Genomic DNA, 21,848 nt, shown 5'->3' with positions numbered 1-21,848 from the left:
GGGGAGGTAGCCGCAAACCTCAGAAATTTCCGGACAGTTTTTAGTCATTCCAGAACTCTTTAAATCGTATTGCTGCTATTTCTGTATACCGCACTGTGTGCTGAATATTTTTATGCCCCAAGTAATGCTGAATGCTCCGTGTATCCCGTCCATCATTAGCCAGTTTAAACCCAGTTGAGTGTCTAAGCATATGTGGGTGAATCGGCATGCCAATCTTGGCCAGCTCACCAGCCCTTGCAACGATTTTCCGAAATGTATCCGTTGTCATCGGGGATAGGCGTTCACTCATAAAAATATAATCTGTATCTGGGTAATCACGCTGTAATTGCCGGAGCGCCCGCAACTCTGGGCCAAACAATGGGTGCTGTGATGCTATGCCATTTTTTAACCGAACAACATAAAGTAGACCCTGTTTTAAATCAACGTGTGACCATCGTAATGAAACTAATTCAGAAACTCGCAGCCCATGCCGAAATGCCATCAAAATCATGGTGGCATCACGTAGGCCATGTCGCCCAGTACTTTTTGCTGCATGGATCAATGCATCAATTTCCGCTGGCGTTAGGTGTTCACGTACTCGTCGAGCACTATTTTTAATCTTTTTTGGAGGTTTCATACCTTAATTATAACCTACTTTCCTGAAAATGATGGTTGGCATCCAGTCCAAGAGGAGGTGAAACACGGCCACCAGCTTGATGCGTCTGAGAAAATTTTCCCATAAAGACATGCTTTAGGGAAAGTTTTGAAGTAGAATCCATCACCATTTTAAGCCATATGATTTCTCATTATGCGAGCCAGCAATAAGCAATTGACCATTTTATCAGAAGCAGAAAAGGCCGCTTTATATGAGTCACCTGATTTTGATAATGAACAACGCTTGAGTTTCCTCAATCTAACGCCTGAGGAGCAGGCATTGGTTCGTAATCGCGCCAATCTTTCAGCCCAAGTCCATTGCGCACTGCAAATCGGGTATTTTAAATCCATGCACATGTTCTTCCCGATTCATTGGGATGAGGTTCAAGAAGATACTGACTTTATCATGCAGGAATATTTCCCCGAGCATATGTTTTTTCACCCAACAAAGATAACCAAGCATCAGTATTATGCACAATGTCACGCAATTGCTGCGCATTTTGGTTACCAGCTATGGTCAAAAGAATTCGAGCCATTATTGCGTGAAAAAGCCGAAAAAATCATCTACCGGGATATCAGTCCGCAATTCATTGTCATCGAATTGTTAGGGTTTATGCGAGAGAAAAAAATCATGCGGCCAGGATATACAACCCTGCAAGCGATTGTTAGCAACGTATTGAACGCTGAACGTAAACGCTTGGGGACGATTATTCATGATTCACTGACTGAAGCCGATAAGTCGGGTTTGCAAAAACTGTTGTTTGAGAAGGAAACTGAGACCCTGTCTGGATTGGCTGATCTAAAACAAGACGCCAAGGATTTTAAACCACGCATGATCAGCGCTGAACGCGACAAACTGATTTCAATCAAACCGTTGTATCTGTTAGCCAAATCGCTATTACCCAAGCTCAAATTGTCCCAACAAAATCTTCAATATTATGCAAGCCTTGTTGATTATTACACCGTGTATGATTTGCGCAAGAAATTAAAATCCGACCAAACCTATCTTTACCTTGTGTGTTATATCCACCAGCGGTATCTTAAACTCGATGATAATTTGATGGATGCCTTTTGTTTTCAGCTCAAAGAGTGTGAGCTAGAGATCAAAGAAAAAGCGCAAGACGCATTTTCTCAGTATGCGGTCAACAGGCAATCAGAACTGTCTGTTATGCAGAAATTAGCCGAGTTATTTATCAAGAAAGAACTGTCTGATGAGGTCAGTTTTGGCAAAGTACGCCGAGAAGCATTCACGACCATTATACCCGAGGATGAGCTGCGAGATAAAATATCAAACAATAATGCAGCAGAGCTTAAATTAATCGATTTTCAATGGAAAATGGTTGATAAGCACTTTCATCGCTTCAAACTGCAATTGCGTCCATTGATGATGGCGATTGATTTTTCAAGTACGATAACTGACAGTCCATGGCTTACTGCCGTAACGTGGCTTAAAGAAATATTTGATCTTGAAAAACCAATAAAGAAATACCCAATCACGGCATGTCCCGAGAAAACCAGGCCTAAACGGCTACAAAAATTCTTGTTCGATACCAATGCCAAGGGTGAGCAGAAATTCCATGGTGATCGCTATGAATTTTGGATTTACCGACAAATGAAAAAACGGCTCAAGGCGGGAGAACTCTATTTGGCGGACAGCGTTCACCATCGCTCACTTCAACAGGAGATTAGTTCTGCCAATGAAAAAGGGGTGCTGGTTGAGTCATTGGATATCCCTGCGTTGAAAAGCCCTATCAAAAAAATACTGGACGATCGCATTGCTGAATTACGCACAGAATGGGTGAGGTTTAATAGTGATTTGATTCAAGGAAAACTCAAGCACCTTCATTATGATGAAAAAACAAACACGATTCATCTAAAAAAATCTAGGGCAGAGGGAGATGAAGAGCTTCAAGATCGTTTTTATGATCAGTTGCCACTCTGCGACATTACAGATGTACTTCGATTTGTTAATGAACGGTGCCGGTATTCATCAATTTTTACGCACATACAGCCTCGTTACGGCAAAGTATGTGTAGATGAAAACAGCCTCAACGCGGTTATTATCGCGCAAGCGTTCAATAACGGCAACCTTAATATGGCGGAAATTTCTGATATTCCCTATGACAAACTGCTGGATATATATCAGTCCCGCATGCGATTACAAACATTGAAAAAAGCCAATGATATCATCGGTGATGATATTGCCCAAATGCCCGTTTTCTCTTTTTACGCATTGGACATGGCTATTCTCTATGGTGGCGTTGATGGTCAAAAATATGAGGTTGAAAAACCGACCCTAAAAGCTAGGCGCTCTAAAAAATACTTTAAAAAGGGCAAGGGCGTTGTTGCATATACGCTGTTGGTCAACCATATCCCCCTGCAAACAGAGTTAATTGGTGCTCACGAGCATGAAAGTTACTTTGCTTTTGATATTTGGTACAACAACACAAGCAGCATCATGCCCAATGCCATTACGGGCGATATGCACATTATTAACAAGACCAACTTCGCAATAATGGATTGGTTTGGCGGCCAGTTATGCCCACGATTCACCAACTTGCAATCCCAACTAAAGCACCTTTTCTGTGGCGATGATCCAGCTCAATATAATGATTGGTTAATCAAGCCGGTTGGTAAAATTGATCGCCAACTCATTGAAGATGAGTGGCCAAATATTGAACCCATCATTAAGGCTCTGGGGCTAAAGGAAATTTCGCAGAGTATTCTTGTTAAAAAATTATGTACTTACACCACTGACAACAAGACTCGCAAGGCAATAATGGAATATGACAAACTAATTCGCAGCATTTATACCCTCAAATATTTACAAGACAGGAAACTGCAACGCGATGTACATCGTTCACAGAATCGTGTGGAATCGTATCATCAATTACGCGCCGCCATTGCAACAGCATATGGGAAAAAACAGTTATCCGGCAAGGGGGATCGTGAAATTGAGATTAGTAACCAGTGTGGCAGACTCATTGCCAATGCCATCATTCACTATAATTCTGCAATATTATCCAAGCTCAAGCAGAAATATGAAGCTGAAGGTGATGAAAAAGCGTTGACTATGTTAAAGAAAATATCCCCTGTGGCTTGGCGGCACATTCATTTCCAAGGACATTTCATATTTACGGATGATACAATCATCAATCTTGATGAGATAATAGGCAAGGTTCTTTTGCGTAGGTTAAGAAAACCCGAAGTGACTAAAAACTGTCCGGAAATTTCCGAGGTTTGCGGCTAGCCCTCCAAAATGACTCATTCGGTCTTTCTCAGATGCCAGCAAGCTTTCTTCACTCGCTTTAAGGGTTCGGTCCTGGCGGTTATGGGTAAATACCGGTAAATCCATATTCACGGTTGCAGTTAACAAATCAGAGCGCTTTCTGCCATCAAATTCTCGGCCTTGACGAAACCCATAGGCTACATTGGCATTAAAGCCTGGTTTATATTGTTGCAAGGCTAATTTAACCTTTGCACTAAACGCAGCGATATTGGCCGAATCCGTTTGTAATTCTGGGTGTTGTTTTACCACTTCAAGCAATCTCATTTTTGAAGGCAATAAAGACCAGTGTGGCTCGTTTTTAGTTTGTGCTTTATAGGCTTGTGATTCACCTATCCAGCGAGCCAACTGAAATTGAGCTGTTTGGATTTGTAGTTCAATTTGAATGAGACGGTTCTCAAGTTCAGATAATTCAAGTTGAGCGCGAATCACATCTTTTTGCTGGGCTTTATTATTGGCCAGCATAGATTTTGCGACCTCAAGCAAATCTTGAAAGATTTTCTTTTGCTGTAGAATAATATTTTTAGATTGTTGCCAATAATATAAGTGAAGCCAGCTTAAGCGTACTTTTTGTAAGATATCCAAACACATGGTTTGCAGTTTAAATATCTCTGCTTCAGATAAGCGCTTTTTTTCAAGCGCTTCATAGCGCAAACTTTTGCCTTTTGGAAAAGCCTGACCAAGACCTACTTGAATTTGGGTCATGGGTGTTTGATTGAAATTAAAGGTATCAACGGGTACATTGAGTGTGCCACCAAATAAATGAGGATCGGGTAGTTGGCCCGCAGCAATAGCAGCCTGATAAAGCGACTCATTTTTAGCGCGAAAAGATTGGATTTCTGGGGATTCTGCAAGGGCAAGAACTTCTGCTTGTTTTAGCGTTAAAGATTGAGAAAAACCACTGTTTGCAGCAGAAAGCAGCGTCCCTAAAAAGGCAATACGTAGAAGAAAAAAAGATGGCGTCCGCTCTTTGCCCATTAAACCATCCTTGATGATGTAAAATAAATGTTGTTATTATATTCAATATATTATCATGCCTATTTGTAATTTACATTTAAGTTTTTTAGAACAAATATGATGTGAGCACCTGCTTTTAGTGGGAATGAGCGTTTGATTCATTGTTCTGTCGCGTTTTATGAGAATGGGCATGACTTGGCTTATCAGCTTCAGGCAAAGATATCACACCCAACCCATACCGATACACAAGCTCTGCCCCATGCCAGGCGGTTATGGTGACCAGTGAAAAAGTAATCAGCATACCAAAAATGAACCATAGTGAAATACTTTTATCTTTAAGATAAGTTCTTATAGACCAAATTGACAAAATGAGAATAACACTCAAAGTCCCAAGCGCCCAATTCCGGTGGATGGTCATAGCATTATGAGATGGGCTGTCGTGCGTTACTGAATAATATGCAATAAACCCCGCAATGACCGTTACAATGGCTGCTAAGGCTCCTGTCCATAAACACCAGCGTGCGACAATAAGCATTTCATGCCCGAATTTTTTATTATGAAAAATAAGACCTGCACAATAGAAAAAAGTTGCCACGCTAATGAGTGCAACGGTAAAATGTACAAAGACGGGGTGTCAATTGGGTATAATTTCTATCATTTGCATTCCTTGCGTTATAATTGTTTACGTTATCATTAGACTATGATACTTATTCCGAAAAAGAGCGATTTTTCAGTTCCCGATTCTCCCATTCTTCTGCGGATATTTTTTAAAGAACCATAATATGTGACGTACTCATACTCCATAAAAGCAGCGACACCTGGCATTAAACGATAATTAGGACGCACTGTTAACCAGGTCTGGTTAAGACCACTACCTATGCTATCGCCTGCTATGGTTTTTGTTGCAGCCGTCGCCCGTGCGCTTAATCCTAAAAATAAATTATTAGTGAGCTGGGTGTTGCGACCAAATTCAATGTCAGCCTTAATACTGCCTTTATGGTAGTAGAAGCGCGAATTATTGGCGATAAAATAATACATCAAGCCTTCAAAGCCAATGCCTGGCTGCCAGTAGGGTGTTTGCGAGGGTCGATAGAAATAGTTTGCCCCACCTTTTACAGCCCAAAATTGATTTAGCAAATGCCAGTAAAACACATCAATATCGGCATTTTCAATTGAACCCTTATTCATTTCAGCGTCGTTTATAAATAATTGCAATTTATGAAAATCATAACCATATAAGCCAAGGTAGGTCAGTGTTTGTCGGTTTTTATTAAATTCTCCGCCGACTTCTAAAAAGGAGGATGCCCAGGCCTGCTGTGCATGGGCTTTTGCATTTTTTACAATGGAAAGTGGAATGGGTCTTACTTCATCGACCCTTACAATGGGCCGATTATAAAAGCCAGTTTCTTTGATAACATGAGCAGGTTTTTTCTCTCCTTTGGCCACTTCAATGATGTCATCGTATTGAAATGTTCTGGCAAGACCTGAAATCATATGATTAAGCATATGACAATGAAAAAACCACTGGCCACTGGCATCGGTGTCAAAGTCGGCTGTAACCATGCTTCCAGGTGGTACATCAATGGTATGGAGTAATGGGTCGTAAGCGCCGTGTCCGTTTCGAAATATCATCCAATGACCATGCAAATGCAAAGGATGGTGCATCATTGAATTGTTAGTAAATACTAAACGGTAGCGTTTGCCTGGCAAAAGGTTAATGGGTTTAGCATTGTATGCAGGCACCCCATTTATGAACCATATGTAGCGATCCATAAAACCAAACAACTTCATCTCAACGGTTTTATATACTGGGCGGTTTGGGTTATTGGTTTTATATTTTGCTTTTAAGTCCTGATATTTTGTGCCGACTGTTACATATTTGTGAGTTTTTTTATGGGTTTGCTTGGGGTTTTGCTTGTCTTTAGGAAGCTGCGCTGCAGCGATGGTATTAATAAGAGGCTGGTGGTGAAGCTTACTTTGCATACCCATGTTTTTCATAGGCATTAAGCCACGTCTTTTTTCGTTTTTCATTTTTGTTCTTGTTGCAGGTTTTGGTTCTGGGAATGGCTTGATGTTGGTGTAAGGCACAGATTGATTTGGATCTGTGACTAATGCACCTATGGCTTTTCCGACTTTATCAAATGATTCAGCATAGATGATATAGGGTTTATCTTTTTCGATTTTTACTAGAACATCATTGGTTTCCCCTGGTCCAATAAAAAAATCTTTAACAGGGTAAGGTACAATATCATTGCCTTGAATGTGTACCATTTGCATCCTGCTGCCAGGTATCTTAACGCGAAAAAAAGAATTGGCACTAGCACCAACAAACCGCAATCGAACTACATCACCAACTTTGACTTGCCGAGTCCATGGGCGATGAGCTGGATGGCCATTCATAAGAAATGCATCATAGGCAATATCACTTAAATCAAATATCCCCATGCGCATAAACTGCATCATTTTATAATCCATCCACAATTTCCCCCGCTCTTTCTTAGAGGCTTTGCGGTAACTTTGGATAAAGTGGAGAAGGGATGGTTGCAAGGGGAATCCTGCACCATAATACTCTCCGGTTTTCTTCAAATTGGCCTGGATGTGATCTGCTTTTGTATTCTTCCAGTCTGATAGCACAACTTCAAAGTCTTTACTGTATGAAAAGGGCGGTGGAGATTTGGGCTCTATGATATAGGCTCCATAGAGACCATCTTGTTCTTGAAGCCCTGCATGTGCGTGGTACCAATAGGTCCCTGATTGCCGCAAAGTATAATGATACCGAAAAGTAGCGCCCGGGGGGATGCCTTTTTGAGTGATATTCATTACCCCATCCATTTGCCAGGGTAAAATGATGCCGTGCCAGTGAATAGCCGTATCTTTATCTAGGTGATTGTTAACGTTTAAGGTTATCGTATCGCCTTCTTTAAAACGAAGTGTTGGGGCAGGAATTTGATGGTTAACGGTAATGGCCCGAGCAGGATGCCCTGTAAAATTAACTGTATCATAGGCTACAGTTAATTCAATTGTATGATGTTTGGCCCATACACAGCTGGAACAAAACATTAAAACTAAAAACGACAAATACCCTTTTCTCATATACAAAAACCTTTTAAAAGATAGTCCCATTAGAAAATTACTCAAGGGTTGCTATAGTTATATTTAACAGTAACTTAAAATTTATTCATTATGAATACTAAATCTAAAGAAAAACCAATTAGACAGTATTGGCCTTTAATTTCACTGATTGTAGTGTCAGTTTTGTCAGCCTTTGCCATTAACTGGCGCGTTGGAGGCGATATGACAGTATGGATGCATTATTTTATGGGTATATTTTTAGTGATATTTAGCGTACTTAAAATTTTTCACCCCGCAAAATTTGCTGATGGCTTTGAAATGTATGATATTTTCGCAAAGCGCACTCGAATATATGCCTATATTTATCCACTTTTGGAATTGGCTCTGGGGCTTTCGTATCTTGCCTTTATCCTACCTGTTTTGACTTATGTGCTGACCATAGTGATTTTAACCTTTGGTAGTATTGGTGTGATTAAAGCCTTACGGAATGGATTAGATATTAATTGTCCTTGTATGGGGTCTATACTTGATGTGCCATTATCTACCGTGACCTTAACCGAAGATATTGGTATGGCCTTAATGGCTTTGATGTTATTGCTGATGAGTGTTTTTTAATAAACAATAACAGGCTGGGCTACGGCTGATTGATTACTGTGGCATAAGATTTTACTTATGCCACAGTAGGTTTTTCATTAACAGCATTTTCGGCAGGCTGCTGCACACTCTCGACAGGCTTTGGCGCAAGCTTTACATAATTCTTCATCATGTTTTTCACACTCAGCAGCGCAGGCATCGCAAATTTTGGCACAAAGCTCGCAAATCTCTTTGCAAAATGCTAAATCGCCGCGCATGCACATCCTGGCGCATAAGTTGCAAATATCAGCGCAGGTTGTACAAAGCTTAAAGCACTCAAGGTGTTTGTCGTTTTCTAGACAGCACTGATAAGCACAGGCCTCACAGGCCTTAAGGCAATCTAAACAAGATTGCACACACTCTTTATGATGCATTGTTACACTCCTTTGTTATTTTGAAAGGTATTACTCTTATTAAGTTACTCATATAAGATAGTCAAGAAGTTATGATATAGCAATTTTGACCTATGGTGTGACTGCTTGGAGCCTTTATAGAAAAAATCCAAATCACATAAACCGATCGTCTTCCATTTTTATTAAGCCAAGTACCGTTATGGAGTAAGTGTTATCATAGGAAAAAGTTATCTGGGAAAGCTCAGCTGGTTCTAGATAGCCTTTTTCAATACAGCTCTCTATTAGTTTAAAAATTAATTTCTTTTGCGCTGGTGAAGTAGTATTTAGGAGAGCATAAATATCATCAATAGTTATCTTTAAATCTTTGCGCATGAGGCTTCGCTCAAGCATTTGCTCTTTAAATATTTGTAAAATAATTTTCTCATTCATACTTTTAAGCCTAGAACAAATCAATGGTGGCAGGGCATTCTTTGTTATAATTTTAACAGATTTTCGCGTAGATTTCTTTTCCGAATATAGGTATTAAGACCTATATGGTTACTGTAACCTAAAAAATTTGCAATTTTTCTAACAGATAACCCCAGAGCCAAGAGTTCTTTGACTTTTTCAACATCATGGTCAAATTTACTTTTTTGTAGAGTGCCTTTTGGCTTGCCAAGCTTGATACCTTGTCTTTTTTTACTAGCCAAGGCTTCTTTTGTTCTCAAACTTATTAAATCTCTTTCAAGTTCTGAAAACAATGAAAATAGGGTAATCATGACTTTGGAAGTCATGTCATGTTGCTTAATGTCCAACTGTTGTTTAATCACAATGACGCGCACTTGTTTTTGTAATAGCTCATTAATTAACCCTATGACTTCAGCGGTACTTCTTCCAAGGCGGCTTAATTCGGTAACGATCAAAATGTCCGCATCATTTAAGGCTGATAGCATTTCATCAATCCGTCGCTCTTTACTCACGATACCTGTTTTGGAAGATGAAGACCGACCCTTTGTGTTTGAGCTGGACGATGAAGACAAAGCATATCTTGACTCGTTTGATAACATCCCAAAAAAGATAAACTATATCTTACAAGTTGGGTTCTTTAAAATTACAAGCTATTTTCATCGTATTACTTTTCAGGGGAACAGACAGGATACCTGGTATATAATTAAAACGTATTTTCCTTCGGAAAAATTCCCAAAAAAAACAGTAAGTAAACGGCATCATTATGATAATCGTAACGCTATTTTGAAAAAATATGGTGCGTCTCTTTATTCATCAAGCCATCAAAAGGATAAAGTGCTTCGTTATGCCAGGGAATTGATAAAGCAACATGCTGTGCCAAAATATGTGTTTGACTCGCTGCTAGAATACTTCCATCAGCATAAAGTTGTCAGGCCATCCTACACAACGTTGCAGGAGCTGGTGTCTGAGGCACTGAATAATGAAAAAAACCGATTAAGTAATAAGATCTATGCCCTTATGGACAAGCCGTTCAGGGAACTATTGGGAAATTTCCTGGAAAAAGATGAGTTGTTTTATCAACTGACGACACTAAAAAAAGATCAAAAGGATTTTACAACAGCAGAAATTAACGCTTCCATCAAAAAGCACCAATTTCTATCATCGATCTACCAAAAATCCATTGAAATTATAAAAGAACTGGATATTTCAGAGCAAAATATAACTCACTATGCTGACTTGGCGGTGTACCACACCATCTACGGTTTACGAACTATGAAACGAAAAAATTTATCCAGACTATATCTCATGTGTTATGCATACAATCGTTATTTAAAAATCAGTGATCATCTAATCAACAGTTTTATTCACAAAGTGAATTTCTACGCAGGTGAAGCGGAAGAGTACCAAGCCGAAGCTAATATTTAATGCCAAGGACAATGACAAAGAACATCGCGATACCGCCGCTGCGATTCTATCACTGGTAAACAATAAGAAGGTTGCAGACAATGCCATACGGACAAAAGCCTATGAAATTGTGCCTCAGGAAAAATTTCAACAGTTCATACGAAAAATTAAAAAACCAAATTTTACTCCCGAATTTTATCGCTGGGAATACTATAAAAAAACAGCACCTACAATTAAGCTTAATACGCGGGCTGCATTTAAAGCATTGGATTTTCAGAGCAAAAACAAGGAGCTACAAGCAGCAATTACCTTCCTGAAGGAACACTATACCTGTAATAAATCATTCGGTTCTTATCAATTCAATGATATTCCAATTGAATTTATCCCCAAGCTGTTGCGACGCTATGTTATTAACAAAATCAGGGAGGGTAAAACCGGCAAAAAAACAAAGTATATTGATGCGGAAAAGTATGAGTGCATGCTGTACCTTCAAATTGAAAAAGGCATAAAATCAGGATCAGTGACTGTTTATAATAGCTTATCGTACCGCTCATTAAACGATGAGTTACACCCAAAACAAGACTGGGACAAAAACAAGAAATCCATCATTAAAGGCTTGGAGAATAAGCTGCTGGCTAGTGATATCAACGACCTTCTTAAAGAGCTTGCAAGTCGATTAGGCCCTCGCTACCAAGAGGTCAATGAGAAGATTACCTCGGGTGAAAACAAAAAGATCAAACTTAAACACAATAAAAAAGGAGAAGTCATTCGCTGGACTTTGCCTTATAAAAAATCAGACGATGGTGTTAATAATCCGTTTTATGAAAACATGCCCTTAACCAGTATTGCTGAAATTATACAGTTTACGCATAGCCAAACAGACTGCATGAAGAAATTCACCCATATATTGCCAACAGGCAGTAAAAAGCAAGTCGATGCAGCTGTATTGTCAGCTTGTCTGGTTGCCAAGGGCACTGGTATTGATATTGACAAAATGAAAGACATTAGCGATGTTAAAGAGCATGACCTTAAGTCAACTTACGCAGATTTTATTCGACACATGACCTTAACGCAAGCCAGCGATGTGGTTATGAATCGTTTGAAGAAACTCCCCATATTTGAAAAATATACCCTTGCTGACTACGGAATCCATGCAAGCATAGACGGTCAAAAGCTTGAGACAAAATTCAATTCCATTATGGCGCGATTTTCAACGAAATATTTCGGATTTGGCCAAGGGGTATCTGCCTACACATTATGCGCGAACTGGTTACCCCTGTGCACTAAAATTATCGGGGCAAACGAGCATGAAAGCCATTATCTGTTTGATATGCTCAATAGCAACACAAGCGATATTGAAATTGCTGCTATATCTGGAGACATGCACAGTATAAACCGCGTGAATTTCATCATACTCTTTCTTTTCGGGTATCGGTTTATGCCACGATTTACTCAGTTGGATAAAAAGGCTGGCAATAACCTTGTCAGTTTTGATGATCCAAAACTTTATGACGGACTTCTGGTAAAGCCAAGTAAAAAAGTGAACGTGAAGTTGATCGTTAAAGAATGGGACAATATTTTAAGAATAATGGCAACATTGGGGCTGAAAAAGAGTAGCCAAAGCACTATTGTCAAAAAATTATCTTCCTACCAGTCTAATGATACGTTATGGGCATTGATAGAACTGGATCAAGTAATCATGACCCTCTACATGTTAGATTATATTGATGATGAAGGGATGCGTAAAACAGTGCATCGTTCTTTAAACCGAGGTGAGTCATACCACCAACTCAGAGCAGCTATCGCAAGGATTAGCAGCAGGAAATTAGCTGGAAAAACCGAGATTGAGTTAACCATTAATAACGAATGTGCACGCTTCCTATCCAACTGCATTATTTTTTACAATGCATCCCTTCTGTCTGGACTGTATGAATATTACAAACAAAACAAAATGGAGGAAGAATGCTTGAAAATTATTCGGCTATCTCCCGTTGCATGGCAGCATATTAACTTGATTGGAATTTATGAATTTTATAACAACAATGAATGTCTTAATTTACATGATGTTATAGCAAAGTTGGTGAGTAATCAAAAAATCGATTTATTGGCTGTAGCCTAGACTAGAAAAGGATTGCAGGGGTACTCTGGGAAATCTCGTACCTTCCTGAAAAGAACCCCTTCCAGCATCTCTCGTGTTTTAGCTGTGATGATAAAATCATCAGCATAACGGATTAAATGAACTTTCGATGCTACTCCCCGATAAGGTTGTTTGTAAGTTCTGGGATAGAGCGATTTAAGTTTGTTTTCTAATCCGTCCAATGCCATATTGGCTAATGTTGGTGAGAGAATGCCACCTTGCGGCGTACCTTCGGTAGTGGAGAAAAAGACCCCTTTTGATATAAACCCTGTGTTCAACCACTTTCTCAGAACTCGTTGGAACCGAAAGGGTTTGATTCAAACCACTCATGACTTATCTTATCAAAGCACGCTTCAATATCTGCTTCCAAAACCCATTCAGGACTGGATTTCTTTGCCAAAACCCCAAAGCATTGTTCGATTGCATCACTTGTCGCACGTTCTTTTCTAAATCCATAGGAGTTGATGTCTCCAATGGTTTCAGAAACTGGTTCAAGAGCCAAGAGGTATAATGCCTGCATCGCCCTATCTTTCATGGTAGGAATGCTTAACGGACGCAGTTTCCCATTATTTTTAGGGATAAAGATGCGCTTCAGTGGTTGTGGTTTGTATCCATAGGTTTTTAATTCAAAAAGTGCTTTTCCTTTGCGCTGAGGTGTTTCCCATAATTGACCATCAACACCGCTAGTACGTTTCCCCTTATTCTCTGTCACTCGTCTTATGGCTAAAGCTTTAGCACTGAACGAGCGAGTCAAAAGACGTTGTAAAGACTTTACTTTACCCCATCTCTTTTCTTGTACGGCCTTCACGATACGGGCTTGATGACGCTTTACCGTAGTATTTACTGTTTGCCAATCAATTTGATGCCATTCAGCTACAGTGGAGACTGCACCATTTAAAGCACTTGCTTTTTCTGTCATCTGCTTTGTCTCCTTCACCGTTTTGTCAAGTTTCTCGTGATACAGAACCAGACGGAAGTGGGCTCATTTTCATGCCTGATATCATCAGTATCCAAACCATTACAGCCTGGCCTTCGCTTTCTCCGTCCTCCTTTACCCGCAGTACCGTCCGTTTGATTTACATCAAACATACCTGTTTCAGGAGCGCTACGGGCTTACCGTGTTTCGTCTAACCGCATTAGTGGGGTAGGCTCTTCCTTTTCACCGGTGAGATCATGTCCACGACAGGGGAAATATTCAGCCCCAGTTCCTCTCACAAACCTTTTGGTTCAAGCCTATCAGCATCTTTGGCTTGTTCTGCATAACGGCGTTTATTAGAAGTTCACTTACATTAGCCATACCACCCAAACCCTAGCCCTCTACCAGCTTGATGCTGCCAGTACCAATCGCTCTTCACAGATAAATTGGGTTTCGGTACATTGTCAGGAGGCTCTATACGGCTTGTTACCTCACCGCACCACTCCCTAGGGTACAACCGGTGGAACAGTTGGTTTTATCCAAGTCCTTTTGTCTAAAACAGTCCGTTAGACGACTTTTCACGTCGCACAAAATTATTGCAGTCGACCAAGGCAAACATAAATTAACTCGGAGTATGAATAATGTTCATCACCACACCCCAAATCACCATTTCAGAATCTTCGGTAATATCAATCGACTTAAATTTGGGATTAGCAGGCAATAACTGAACGCGATTTGCCTTGCGTGATAAACGCTTTACGGTCAGCTCACCCTCTAGCGCGGCAATGACAATTTTTCCGTCCACAGCCTCCACGCTTCGGTCAACGATTAATTTATCGCCCGGATGAATTCCGGCATCAATCATCGACTCTCCAGCGGCAATTAAAATAAAAGTTGCCGAGGGATGGCGGATTAACGCCTGATTTAAATCCAAAGAACACTCCACGTAATCATCCGCCGGTGAAGGAAAACCAGCCTGCACTTTACTTGCGTATAACGGTATCGAATAAGTCGTGTATTCATCAGCTAAAAATGGTTTAATTACCCATTCGTGCCGAACAGAAACCTCCATTAGCTTAGGTACTTCATACGCTCCACCTTTAAGAAATCCAAAATATCGACATGAAGCAGGTTGTGTGTGCATGGTATTATCTTTTGATTTTTGTTTCATTATTCAAATAGTAGACGTGAATAACCCTTATTGTAAATAACCACCGTACCTAAAAAATCAGTAAAAATAGGCTAACACTGCGATTGTATTGATAAATATTTTTTTATTTATTTTTATCTTAAGGCCGATTTAACCGTAGTGAGGGCTTTAATGGCTAAAGAAGATTGAAAGGCAAAATGATTCATGTCCCGTGTCACCGGATAACCACACAAATCATCAACTTGATAGGGGTGCAACACAGCGCTTAATTTATCAGGCTCATACGCGTGGTTGTTCATCCAAATTGTTTGTTCAGACGGTACTAATATGGCTGGCATACGTTGATGGATTGCATGAACCAGAGGATTTGCTTCGGTCGTTAAGAGGGCGCAGGAATGAATCACCTCCTCCCCGCTGTGCCACGTATCCCAAAGCGCAGCTACCGCAATTAATTCATCATTTTTCTTTTTAAAATAGTAGGGCTGTCTCCCCTTCCCTTCCACGCGCCATTCAAAAAAACCACTCATCACCATAATTCCGCGATGCGCTTGTATTTCCTTGCGAAAGGCGCGTTTTTCAAAAACAGTTTCCGAAACCACATTAATGGCTTTTTTTATTTTTTTTGTTTTAGCCCATGCGGGCAACAACCCCCATTGCAATTTAAGTGCTTGATTTTGTCCCTCAATCTGGCAGATAAAAAGCACCGGCATGCTGGGCGCAATATTGTATCGGGGTAGGATGTCTAAATCATTGGACAAATTAAATTGCGCTTTAATACGCACATAATCTGCATCCAAGGCAAAACGACCGCACATTGATGCCCCCAAATTTATCCTTGTGTTTTAAGTATAGAATAAATCCTAACGACCCCAGTACCCCGTTTCATAGAAACGGCCTTATGACTGCTTGTTATACAAAGGGTTAACACACTGCACACAGAGATATCCACAGAAACTGTGGATATCTTTGAAGACGTTCATTTTAGATGAATTACCGTGCACGTTCTCTGGCTGTAAAAGGATTGGCAATCGACACTAAATCTTATTAGAATGAAGGCCTACGTGACCTATGTGTTTTTATATAAATGACAGGATTATCATTTAAATCATCACTGACCAATGATTATGGACTCGTTAAAGACGTACTCATTCAATTTAAGTACATTACATCCGAACCTAAAGCGCTGCGTCAAGACCCGCAACTTGGAAGCATCCACCTCATCAATGTATTGGATATTGACTCCTTAACGCCCCTGCCTTCGCTCTCCATTAACGCGCGAATACAGGCCAGAAGATTGTGTTGGAATTATCTTGACCGCATAAAAAGGCGTCCCAAAACACGTTATGCTCGCCTCCTCTGCGAAACCCCACAATACCTGGCTAATTGAAGCCGCGCCCCATTATGGTTGCTCGCCCAACCAAAGCCGAATGCAACAATTAGGCTGTTTTATGGGGTAACTCTGTTTTTTTGTTGTGGCTCAAATTACCTGAATTATCAGCCAACGTTAGGGTATGTTTTTTATGATGAATTACTTTGGAGGGTTCATAATCGATAGGGGGCATGAGATAATCAAGGGGCAACCCAAATGCGCTGTGGCACCCGAACCAAAGTAGGCCATACAACGCACTGAACGTCCTTTTTTTCATTTTATTTCTCCTTGTTATGTACGCTGCAGCTTAAAAAGAGACATCCTCTTTGGTATGCGTGCATCGTTCCTTTGTTTAGTGCCCTTAAGAAAAGCGAATCACATTCCCCATTATTCATGCAGATCAAGATGAGCCAGGATGTCTCCAAAATGCCCTGTTTTTTGTTGTCGCACCTACTGCATATTAAAGGTGAGTTGCCTGGAATAATAGCGAAAACAAAACGTTCGAACAATCTAATTTGCGCCCGATTCATTAGACTTTAAAATCGATTAAAAATCATTATGTTGAAAATAAATCCAAATTCTATGGGTGATTTTATAGTGACGAAATAAACCCAAGCACGTACAATGCTCACCGCACGCCACTGGCGTGGCTCATTTTTTTGTCAACAATAAGGAAGAGGACAAATGACACCTGATTTACAAACGGAAACCAATCCAACACAACCTAAACCTGAACATCTACAACAAATAATAACCACCCACCAACATTTAACACAGATACAAAAAGACTTAGAGGACGCAATCGATTCCTTCGCGGCCAATCAAAGTGTCTTAGCACGTATCGCAGCTTACTGGGCAAAGATTCCTCTTTGGGTACAGGTTAGCTCAGGACTTGCAGTACTCATACCACTCATTGTATTAAGCATTACGTTGCAACTTGCTGCACTGCTTACGCTAAGTATTTTCGCACTGCTTGCTTATACAGTCGGCAGTTACTTGCTATTTGACTACCATCAAAATTCGACACAAAGTACGAATAAATTTAAAACAATTATCGTAAATTTTTCAGACTTACTGGTGAACCTTATTGATTTAATCGATGCACTACACGCGCAATTCAAAACGGAGGTGGACCAATTAGCCGTAGAAAACATGAATCTTACGAATAATGTGTCGCGCTTGAACAGTGAAATTAATCAGTTAACGGGGAAAATAGCTACGTTGAACACTACCGAGGGTGAGTTGCGCGTAGTCCGTGATGGGCTCAACAAAACCCTGGAGGAATTAAAAGGTACTTCGGGTGCACAATCCGTGGTGCTGCAACAAACCCAGGCCCAATTAAATGAGGTGCAGCAGAAGTATGAACAGAACCACAGTACGTTGTCTGAACGTATTGAGGAGCTGGAGACACTAAGAAGTAAACTTGAAACCGATCTTAAAATTGCCAAAAATCTAGCGAATACGCTCAGTGACACAGTCACCGTATTTACCGGGACATTGCGGTTTAATGAAGAGCAAAGAACCTTATTTCTTGCAAAATTACATACATTTATTGATGATGAAAAACTACAGTTTGATCAAATAACACAGAGGATGTTAGAGACGCAAAAGAATTTAACCAGCACATTAGAAGAAACGCGCAGCTCTAATAACCACTATGCACAGATGATAGAATATCAGGATTCGCTCATTAAAAAACTTGAAAAAGTATCTGAAATAACCGATAAACTAATCGTACCCAAAGCGCAAGGCATTGATAATTCGATAACCGCACTCAAACATTGTGGGGTATTTTCTGGGAGTGCCGCATCCGCACAAGCCAGTAATGAATTACTATTTCCTGAAACGAGGGTGTTGCAAGTGCATTAATTTCATAGTTTGCCTCATTTCGCTTTTCTATTTATTGGGAACACTCAAGGTGTTATATAAAGACTATAACATCACCAGTGTTCCCATAAATTAACGATAAATTCATAAAATCACCTTCTTTCTCATAAAAAAATAACTCATTTTAAGTGACGAGACTGTCTATTCAATAAACATTTAGAATTAAATTAATCCATAAAAATATTGGGGACGATAAAAAACCTACCAATTTCTAAATGGCATTCAAGAAAGAATTAAGTTTATTCTGTTTTAAGAAAAAACAGGCTCAAAAAAATGTTTGGGGAGGATAAACTCTTTAATTTTGCGAAATGTAGTTACAAAAAAATCGGTACTTGTTGATTTTTTAACGGCACACGAAGAAGTATCCAATGGCATGCTTATTCCGGTGCAGCCTTTTTTGCGTCGCATAATTAAGGCATTAAGTAACTGTACGCGGGATGGTTCGAGTTGGTAGAGTCCAAATTCAGCGCGCCCTACCCTTTTTTGTTTTAGTCCTAAATGAGATAACAGCATGGATACGAATCGAATGGGGTCTTTATACAATCGGTCAGGCGTAGGAAGGGTGACAATTCCTTGTATTATTGGTCTGTTTTGTTCAATCCAGTGTAAAAAATCACTGTGTTGCAGTAGTTCTTTGCTGTATTGATAATTTGATGTATCCAATGTGCCATTGGATGTGGTTACACGGAGAGTTCGCAAAAGTTTCTGATAGATACTTTGTAAGCTTGCAAAATAATTTAAATCCGCAGCAAATTGATTGCTTTCCTGCAATTGCGCTAAGAAGTGTTTTTTTGCTAATTCAACATCGCCTAAGGCGAGTTCCAGGTTAACTATTTGTTTTTTAAATCGACCGTCGTTATCAATTGTGGCTAAGGCCTGAATACTTTGATTGTCTTTTTCGGATAAGTTATAAAACTCAATAAGTTGTTGTTTCTTATAGGCGCGTGTATCGGCCATTGTTTTTCGTGGTTTTTTCGCAAGCGCTAAGAGCTCTGAAGCAGTTAATGGTAATTGCTCTCGGCAGATTTGATTGGCATCGTGTTCAATGCACGCTTTTTTAAAGTTTTTTAGTTGTTTTTGGATGCCTAAATCCATGTCCTCTTCAAAATAGGCTAAATGCATGCCGTCATGAAGTGCTAATAAAGCAAATTGTTCATAAAAATTATTGTTGCTTGCATTACGTGCTTGGGTGACTAACAGAGCTAATTGTTCGTAGTCAGGGTTTAAGAGGATACGCGCGCCCGATAAGGCATCAATATTCATTAGATTTAAGTCATGCAGATGAGTGTTTGCCCATTTCGCGGAAATTACTTCAGGATTTAGTGTTTTATTTCCTAAACGTTTCTCACAAAATACATGGAGTGTTTGATGGTTACGAATGCGTCCTAAGGCTTGCATGCAATCATTGGCTGTATTGATTTGGGCATTAAATACCCCGCCTACAAAATCAAAATGGCCATTATCAATGGATACACCCGTACTTACCGATGGGGTGCAGATGAGGTAATCATAACGCTGACTTATTTGATTTACATTATTAAAAAAGGCCTGATTTTCAGCATCCCCGGCATTATCACTGGAGATGTAGAGCCCTTTTTTTTCAGGGAACGCTATAGAACAAGCAGAGAAGGTCTTGTAGGCTTCTTTTTTTGAATTAAAGGCTAAATAGACTTTTTGGTTTTGTTCCAGTGCATGTAAGGCGTTCATTTGCACGCTTTCTGGATTGTCATGAAATAAAATCTTGCGACCATGCCCGGGTGTGTATTCATTAAAATGTACAGTTACCGGATGATTGGGACAAAAACGTTGGATAATTTGTACTGTGGTTTGTGACAGATGTGCATCAAGGCAAATTAAAGTTTTGGTATGCATCATTAAGTGTTTTAGGACACTAAAAACCAGAGGTTTTTGTTCAATATGAGTGGTGAGTCGTGCAAGTACCTGTTCAATTTCATCGATGATGACGACATCATAGGTTTTCAGCGCCCCTTCCGCAGTAAGCTTGCCTAAAGAATTGAGGCAAATGGCCACGCGATTTTCTATTTGCAAATCGAACGCGTCACATTCATTGTAGCTTACCAATCCAAGGCGCTGTGCTGCACTTTCCACCAAGGAAATTAAATGGGTGGTAAATAAGATGGAATGGTGGGGATTGTTTTTGACTAAATGTTCCACAATGGCGGTTTTACCTGTTCCAATGGCGGAGCGTACCAAGTGAACGCCTTCGTGCTGAAATACATCTTTGGGAAGGTATCTTTTTTTATAGGTTCGTTTTATCCCTTTAGCAAATTTCTGTGGCGCAAGTACGCCATGAGCATATCGGGTATAGCGAGATGATTCATGCCATAAAGCCAGGCTAATATTTGGTTTTTGTGCTATGGTTTGCGTAATCGCCTCAATTCCTAAGAGCTGATGTAAATCATTAAAGTCTGTAGCCTCTTTAATTTGTTCTGGAGGGAGACTAGAAAAATCAGGGGTACATACTAAGGCATTACGAAGTTTAAAGGCGGTTCGGTTGGCATGAATAAGCCCTGTATTACCCAGGATGCGTCCATGTTTCGTTTTTTTAGTGGCTTTTTGCCAGTCGTTATCTGCCCAAAGAATAATAGGGGTTTTGGGGTAATGGCGTTTTAGATTACGGCTGACAGGAAGTAAGTTACCTGCATCGAAGGCACAAAAGACGGACTCTCCAGTGGCAAGATAGATACTTGCAGCAGTAGCAAGTCCTTCGCAGACATGTAATGCTCTTGGTTTTTGGGGTAAGGTGGTGTCACCGACGATTCCAAAATGTCCTTTCTTGGTCATTCCTTTGGTATAACGTTTTTCACCGTCGTTATAAATGCATTGCATTCCTTGAAATGCATTCTCCGTATTGATAAGAGCTACTGCAATGTAATTTTTTGCGAAACGAATACCTGGAATGAAGGTATTTCCCAGTCCTTTTTGTTTTAAATAAGGGCTTGTTCCGGCAGTACTTAATGAGTTCCAAAGCTTTAAATGATGGCCAACCCAATCAAAAAAAACGTTTTCTTTCTCTGGAGTACTTTTTAATGGTTGGTTTTTAGGTGTCACAGGCCGTGGTTTTGATATGATACCTCGGCGTGCATCTTTCCAAAGTTCTTTCAGTACTTCTTTGCTATTGAAGCGTGCGGAATACCCACCATGGCGAAAGGTAAAATACCTTAAGAAAAGATAAGGTATTCCTTGGCTGTTGATTTCCAGAGATCCACGATAGCTTTGCTTTTTTGTAGGTTTATCAATGTAATGCCAGCGATCATCGAGCATTAGATTGGTTACAGATTGTTTTAGTGATTCGGCTTGCTCATTAATAAAAGCAATACCTGCATGAATCAAATGGGACTCAATCATTGAACGATTATCCACAACCCATTGATCGAAGGATTGTGTTTTGACTTGTTGAGACAAGTCTTTCTTATTATTAAAAAATTCCATTAAAAATATCCCTAGACATCAATATTTCTATTGATGTTCCGAGGGAACAAAGCTAATATATGTAGTGTAAAAACGTAAGAGAATCTATAAAAATCTTTTTATTGATTCTTTTAGTATTAGCTTTGTTCCAAGCTAATTTTATTTGGTTATG

At 39.9% G+C, this 21,848-nt stretch carries 17 protein-coding genes and 2 pseudogenes; 6 read left to right on the top strand and 13 right to left on the bottom strand.

Annotated elements, in window-relative coordinates:
• Window positions 1–40 precede the first annotated feature (40 nt).
• Window positions 41–616 carry a tyrosine-type recombinase/integrase gene (locus tag LDG_RS10960; RefSeq protein WP_006871427.1) on the bottom strand — a complete coding sequence of 192 codons (576 nt, stop codon included), beginning with the start codon at window positions 614–616 and terminating at the stop codon, window positions 41–43.
• Between the two features lie 171 nt (window positions 617–787).
• On the opposite strand from LDG_RS10960, the pseudogene LDG_RS10955 reads away from it, so the two are divergent.
• A pseudogene (locus LDG_RS10955) lies at window positions 788–3,823 on the top strand (Tn3 family transposase); the annotation flags it as partial.
• A 3-nt stretch (window positions 3,824–3,826) separates the two neighbouring features.
• Here the strand turns inward: LDG_RS10955 and LDG_RS10950 are convergent.
• The 3 genes and pseudogenes from LDG_RS10950 to LDG_RS10940 all read right to left on the bottom strand — a co-directional run bounded on the left by LDG_RS10950 (window position 3,827) and on the right by LDG_RS10940 (window position 7,936).
• Complete coding sequence (locus tag LDG_RS10950; protein WP_050805554.1) at window positions 3,827–4,897, bottom strand: TolC family protein; 1,071 nt, start codon at window positions 4,895–4,897, stop codon at window positions 3,827–3,829.
• Window positions 4,898–5,012: 115 nt separating this feature from the next.
• A pseudogene (locus LDG_RS10945) lies at window positions 5,013–5,498 on the bottom strand (DUF2231 domain-containing protein); the annotation flags it as partial.
• Window positions 5,499–5,569: 71 nt separating this feature from the next.
• Window positions 5,570–7,936 carry a multicopper oxidase domain-containing protein gene (locus LDG_RS10940; RefSeq protein WP_233491502.1) on the bottom strand — a complete coding sequence of 789 codons (2,367 nt, stop codon included), beginning with the start codon at window positions 7,934–7,936 and terminating at the stop codon, window positions 5,570–5,572.
• Window positions 7,937–8,170: 234 nt separating this feature from the next.
• Here LDG_RS10940 and LDG_RS10935 point away from each other — a divergent pair, with 234 nt between their 5' ends.
• A complete protein-coding gene (locus LDG_RS10935; RefSeq protein ID WP_233491497.1) occupies window positions 8,171–8,563 on the top strand; it encodes a MauE/DoxX family redox-associated membrane protein in 393 nt (130 codons plus the stop codon).
• Between the two features lie 55 nt (window positions 8,564–8,618).
• On the opposite strand, the gene LDG_RS20290 is transcribed toward LDG_RS10935, so the two are convergent.
• From LDG_RS20290 to LDG_RS10920, 3 genes are all read right to left on the bottom strand, one after another.
• Window positions 8,619–8,756 carry a hypothetical protein gene (locus LDG_RS20290; protein ID WP_407635274.1) on the bottom strand — a complete coding sequence of 46 codons (138 nt, stop codon included), beginning with the start codon at window positions 8,754–8,756 and terminating at the stop codon, window positions 8,619–8,621.
• Between the two features lie 331 nt (window positions 8,757–9,087).
• Window positions 9,088–9,363 (bottom strand): hypothetical protein, encoded by a 276-nt coding sequence (locus tag LDG_RS10925; RefSeq protein ID WP_006871418.1) that lies wholly within the window; start codon window positions 9,361–9,363, stop codon window positions 9,088–9,090.
• Window positions 9,364–9,407: 44 nt separating this feature from the next.
• The gene (locus LDG_RS10920; protein ID WP_233491495.1) at window positions 9,408–9,893 is read right to left on the bottom strand and encodes a recombinase family protein; all 486 of its coding nucleotides are present in this window, start codon (window positions 9,891–9,893) and stop codon (window positions 9,408–9,410) included.
• A 10-nt stretch (window positions 9,894–9,903) separates the two neighbouring features.
• Here LDG_RS10920 and LDG_RS19035 point away from each other — a divergent pair, with 10 nt between their 5' ends.
• Together LDG_RS19035 and LDG_RS10910 are read left to right on the top strand one after the other, a co-directional pair.
• On the top strand, window positions 9,904–10,806 hold the full coding sequence (locus LDG_RS19035) for a DUF4158 domain-containing protein (RefSeq protein ID WP_040535446.1): 903 nt from the start codon (window positions 9,904–9,906) through the stop codon (window positions 10,804–10,806).
• A complete protein-coding gene (locus LDG_RS10910) occupies window positions 10,769–12,904 on the top strand; it encodes a Tn3 family transposase (RefSeq protein ID WP_006871415.1) in 2,136 nt (711 codons plus the stop codon). Before LDG_RS19035 ends, LDG_RS10910 begins: the two co-directional genes overlap by 38 nt.
• Here the strand turns inward: LDG_RS10910 and LDG_RS20535 are convergent.
• From LDG_RS20535 to LDG_RS10895, 4 genes are all read right to left on the bottom strand, one after another.
• Window positions 12,901–13,200 (bottom strand): reverse transcriptase domain-containing protein, encoded by a 300-nt coding sequence (locus LDG_RS20535; RefSeq protein ID WP_267878843.1) that lies wholly within the window; start codon window positions 13,198–13,200, stop codon window positions 12,901–12,903. The genes LDG_RS10910 and LDG_RS20535 overlap by 4 nt on opposite strands.
• Before the next feature lie 8 nt (window positions 13,201–13,208).
• Window positions 13,209–13,841 carry a reverse transcriptase N-terminal domain-containing protein gene (locus LDG_RS10905; protein WP_006871414.1) on the bottom strand — a complete coding sequence of 211 codons (633 nt, stop codon included), beginning with the start codon at window positions 13,839–13,841 and terminating at the stop codon, window positions 13,209–13,211.
• A gap of 619 nt (window positions 13,842–14,460) precedes the next feature.
• On the bottom strand, window positions 14,461–14,910 hold the full coding sequence (locus LDG_RS10900) for a LexA family protein (RefSeq protein ID WP_083821439.1): 450 nt from the start codon (window positions 14,908–14,910) through the stop codon (window positions 14,461–14,463).
• Window positions 14,911–15,122: 212 nt separating this feature from the next.
• Entirely contained in the window at window positions 15,123–15,815 is a 693-nt protein-coding gene (locus LDG_RS10895) for an SOS response-associated peptidase (protein WP_006871412.1), read from the bottom strand.
• A gap of 257 nt (window positions 15,816–16,072) precedes the next feature.
• On the opposite strand from LDG_RS10895, the gene LDG_RS10890 reads away from it, so the two are divergent.
• Complete coding sequence (locus LDG_RS10890) at window positions 16,073–16,375, top strand: hypothetical protein (RefSeq protein WP_006871411.1); 303 nt, start codon at window positions 16,073–16,075, stop codon at window positions 16,373–16,375.
• 49 nt (window positions 16,376–16,424) lie between these two features.
• Here LDG_RS10890 and LDG_RS10885 read toward each other — a convergent pair whose 3' ends face one another.
• Window positions 16,425–16,634 (bottom strand): hypothetical protein, encoded by a 210-nt coding sequence (locus LDG_RS10885; RefSeq protein WP_040535441.1) that lies wholly within the window; start codon window positions 16,632–16,634, stop codon window positions 16,425–16,427.
• Window positions 16,635–17,041: 407 nt separating this feature from the next.
• On the opposite strand from LDG_RS10885, the gene LDG_RS10880 reads away from it, so the two are divergent.
• Window positions 17,042–18,226 carry a hypothetical protein gene (locus LDG_RS10880; RefSeq protein ID WP_006871408.1) on the top strand — a complete coding sequence of 395 codons (1,185 nt, stop codon included), beginning with the start codon at window positions 17,042–17,044 and terminating at the stop codon, window positions 18,224–18,226.
• Between the two features lie 267 nt (window positions 18,227–18,493).
• Here LDG_RS10880 and LDG_RS18565 read toward each other — a convergent pair whose 3' ends face one another.
• Complete coding sequence (locus LDG_RS18565; RefSeq protein ID WP_006871407.1) at window positions 18,494–21,697, bottom strand: plasmid replication protein, CyRepA1 family; 3,204 nt, start codon at window positions 21,695–21,697, stop codon at window positions 18,494–18,496.
• Window positions 21,698–21,848: the final 151 nt, after the last annotated feature.

Source organism: Legionella drancourtii LLAP12 (assembly GCF_000162755.2).
GTDB classification, from domain to species: domain Bacteria; phylum Pseudomonadota; class Gammaproteobacteria; order Legionellales; family Legionellaceae; genus Legionella; species Legionella drancourtii.
The sequence above is the reverse complement of the archived record's forward strand: the minus strand, read 5'-3'. Positions and strand labels throughout refer to the sequence as shown.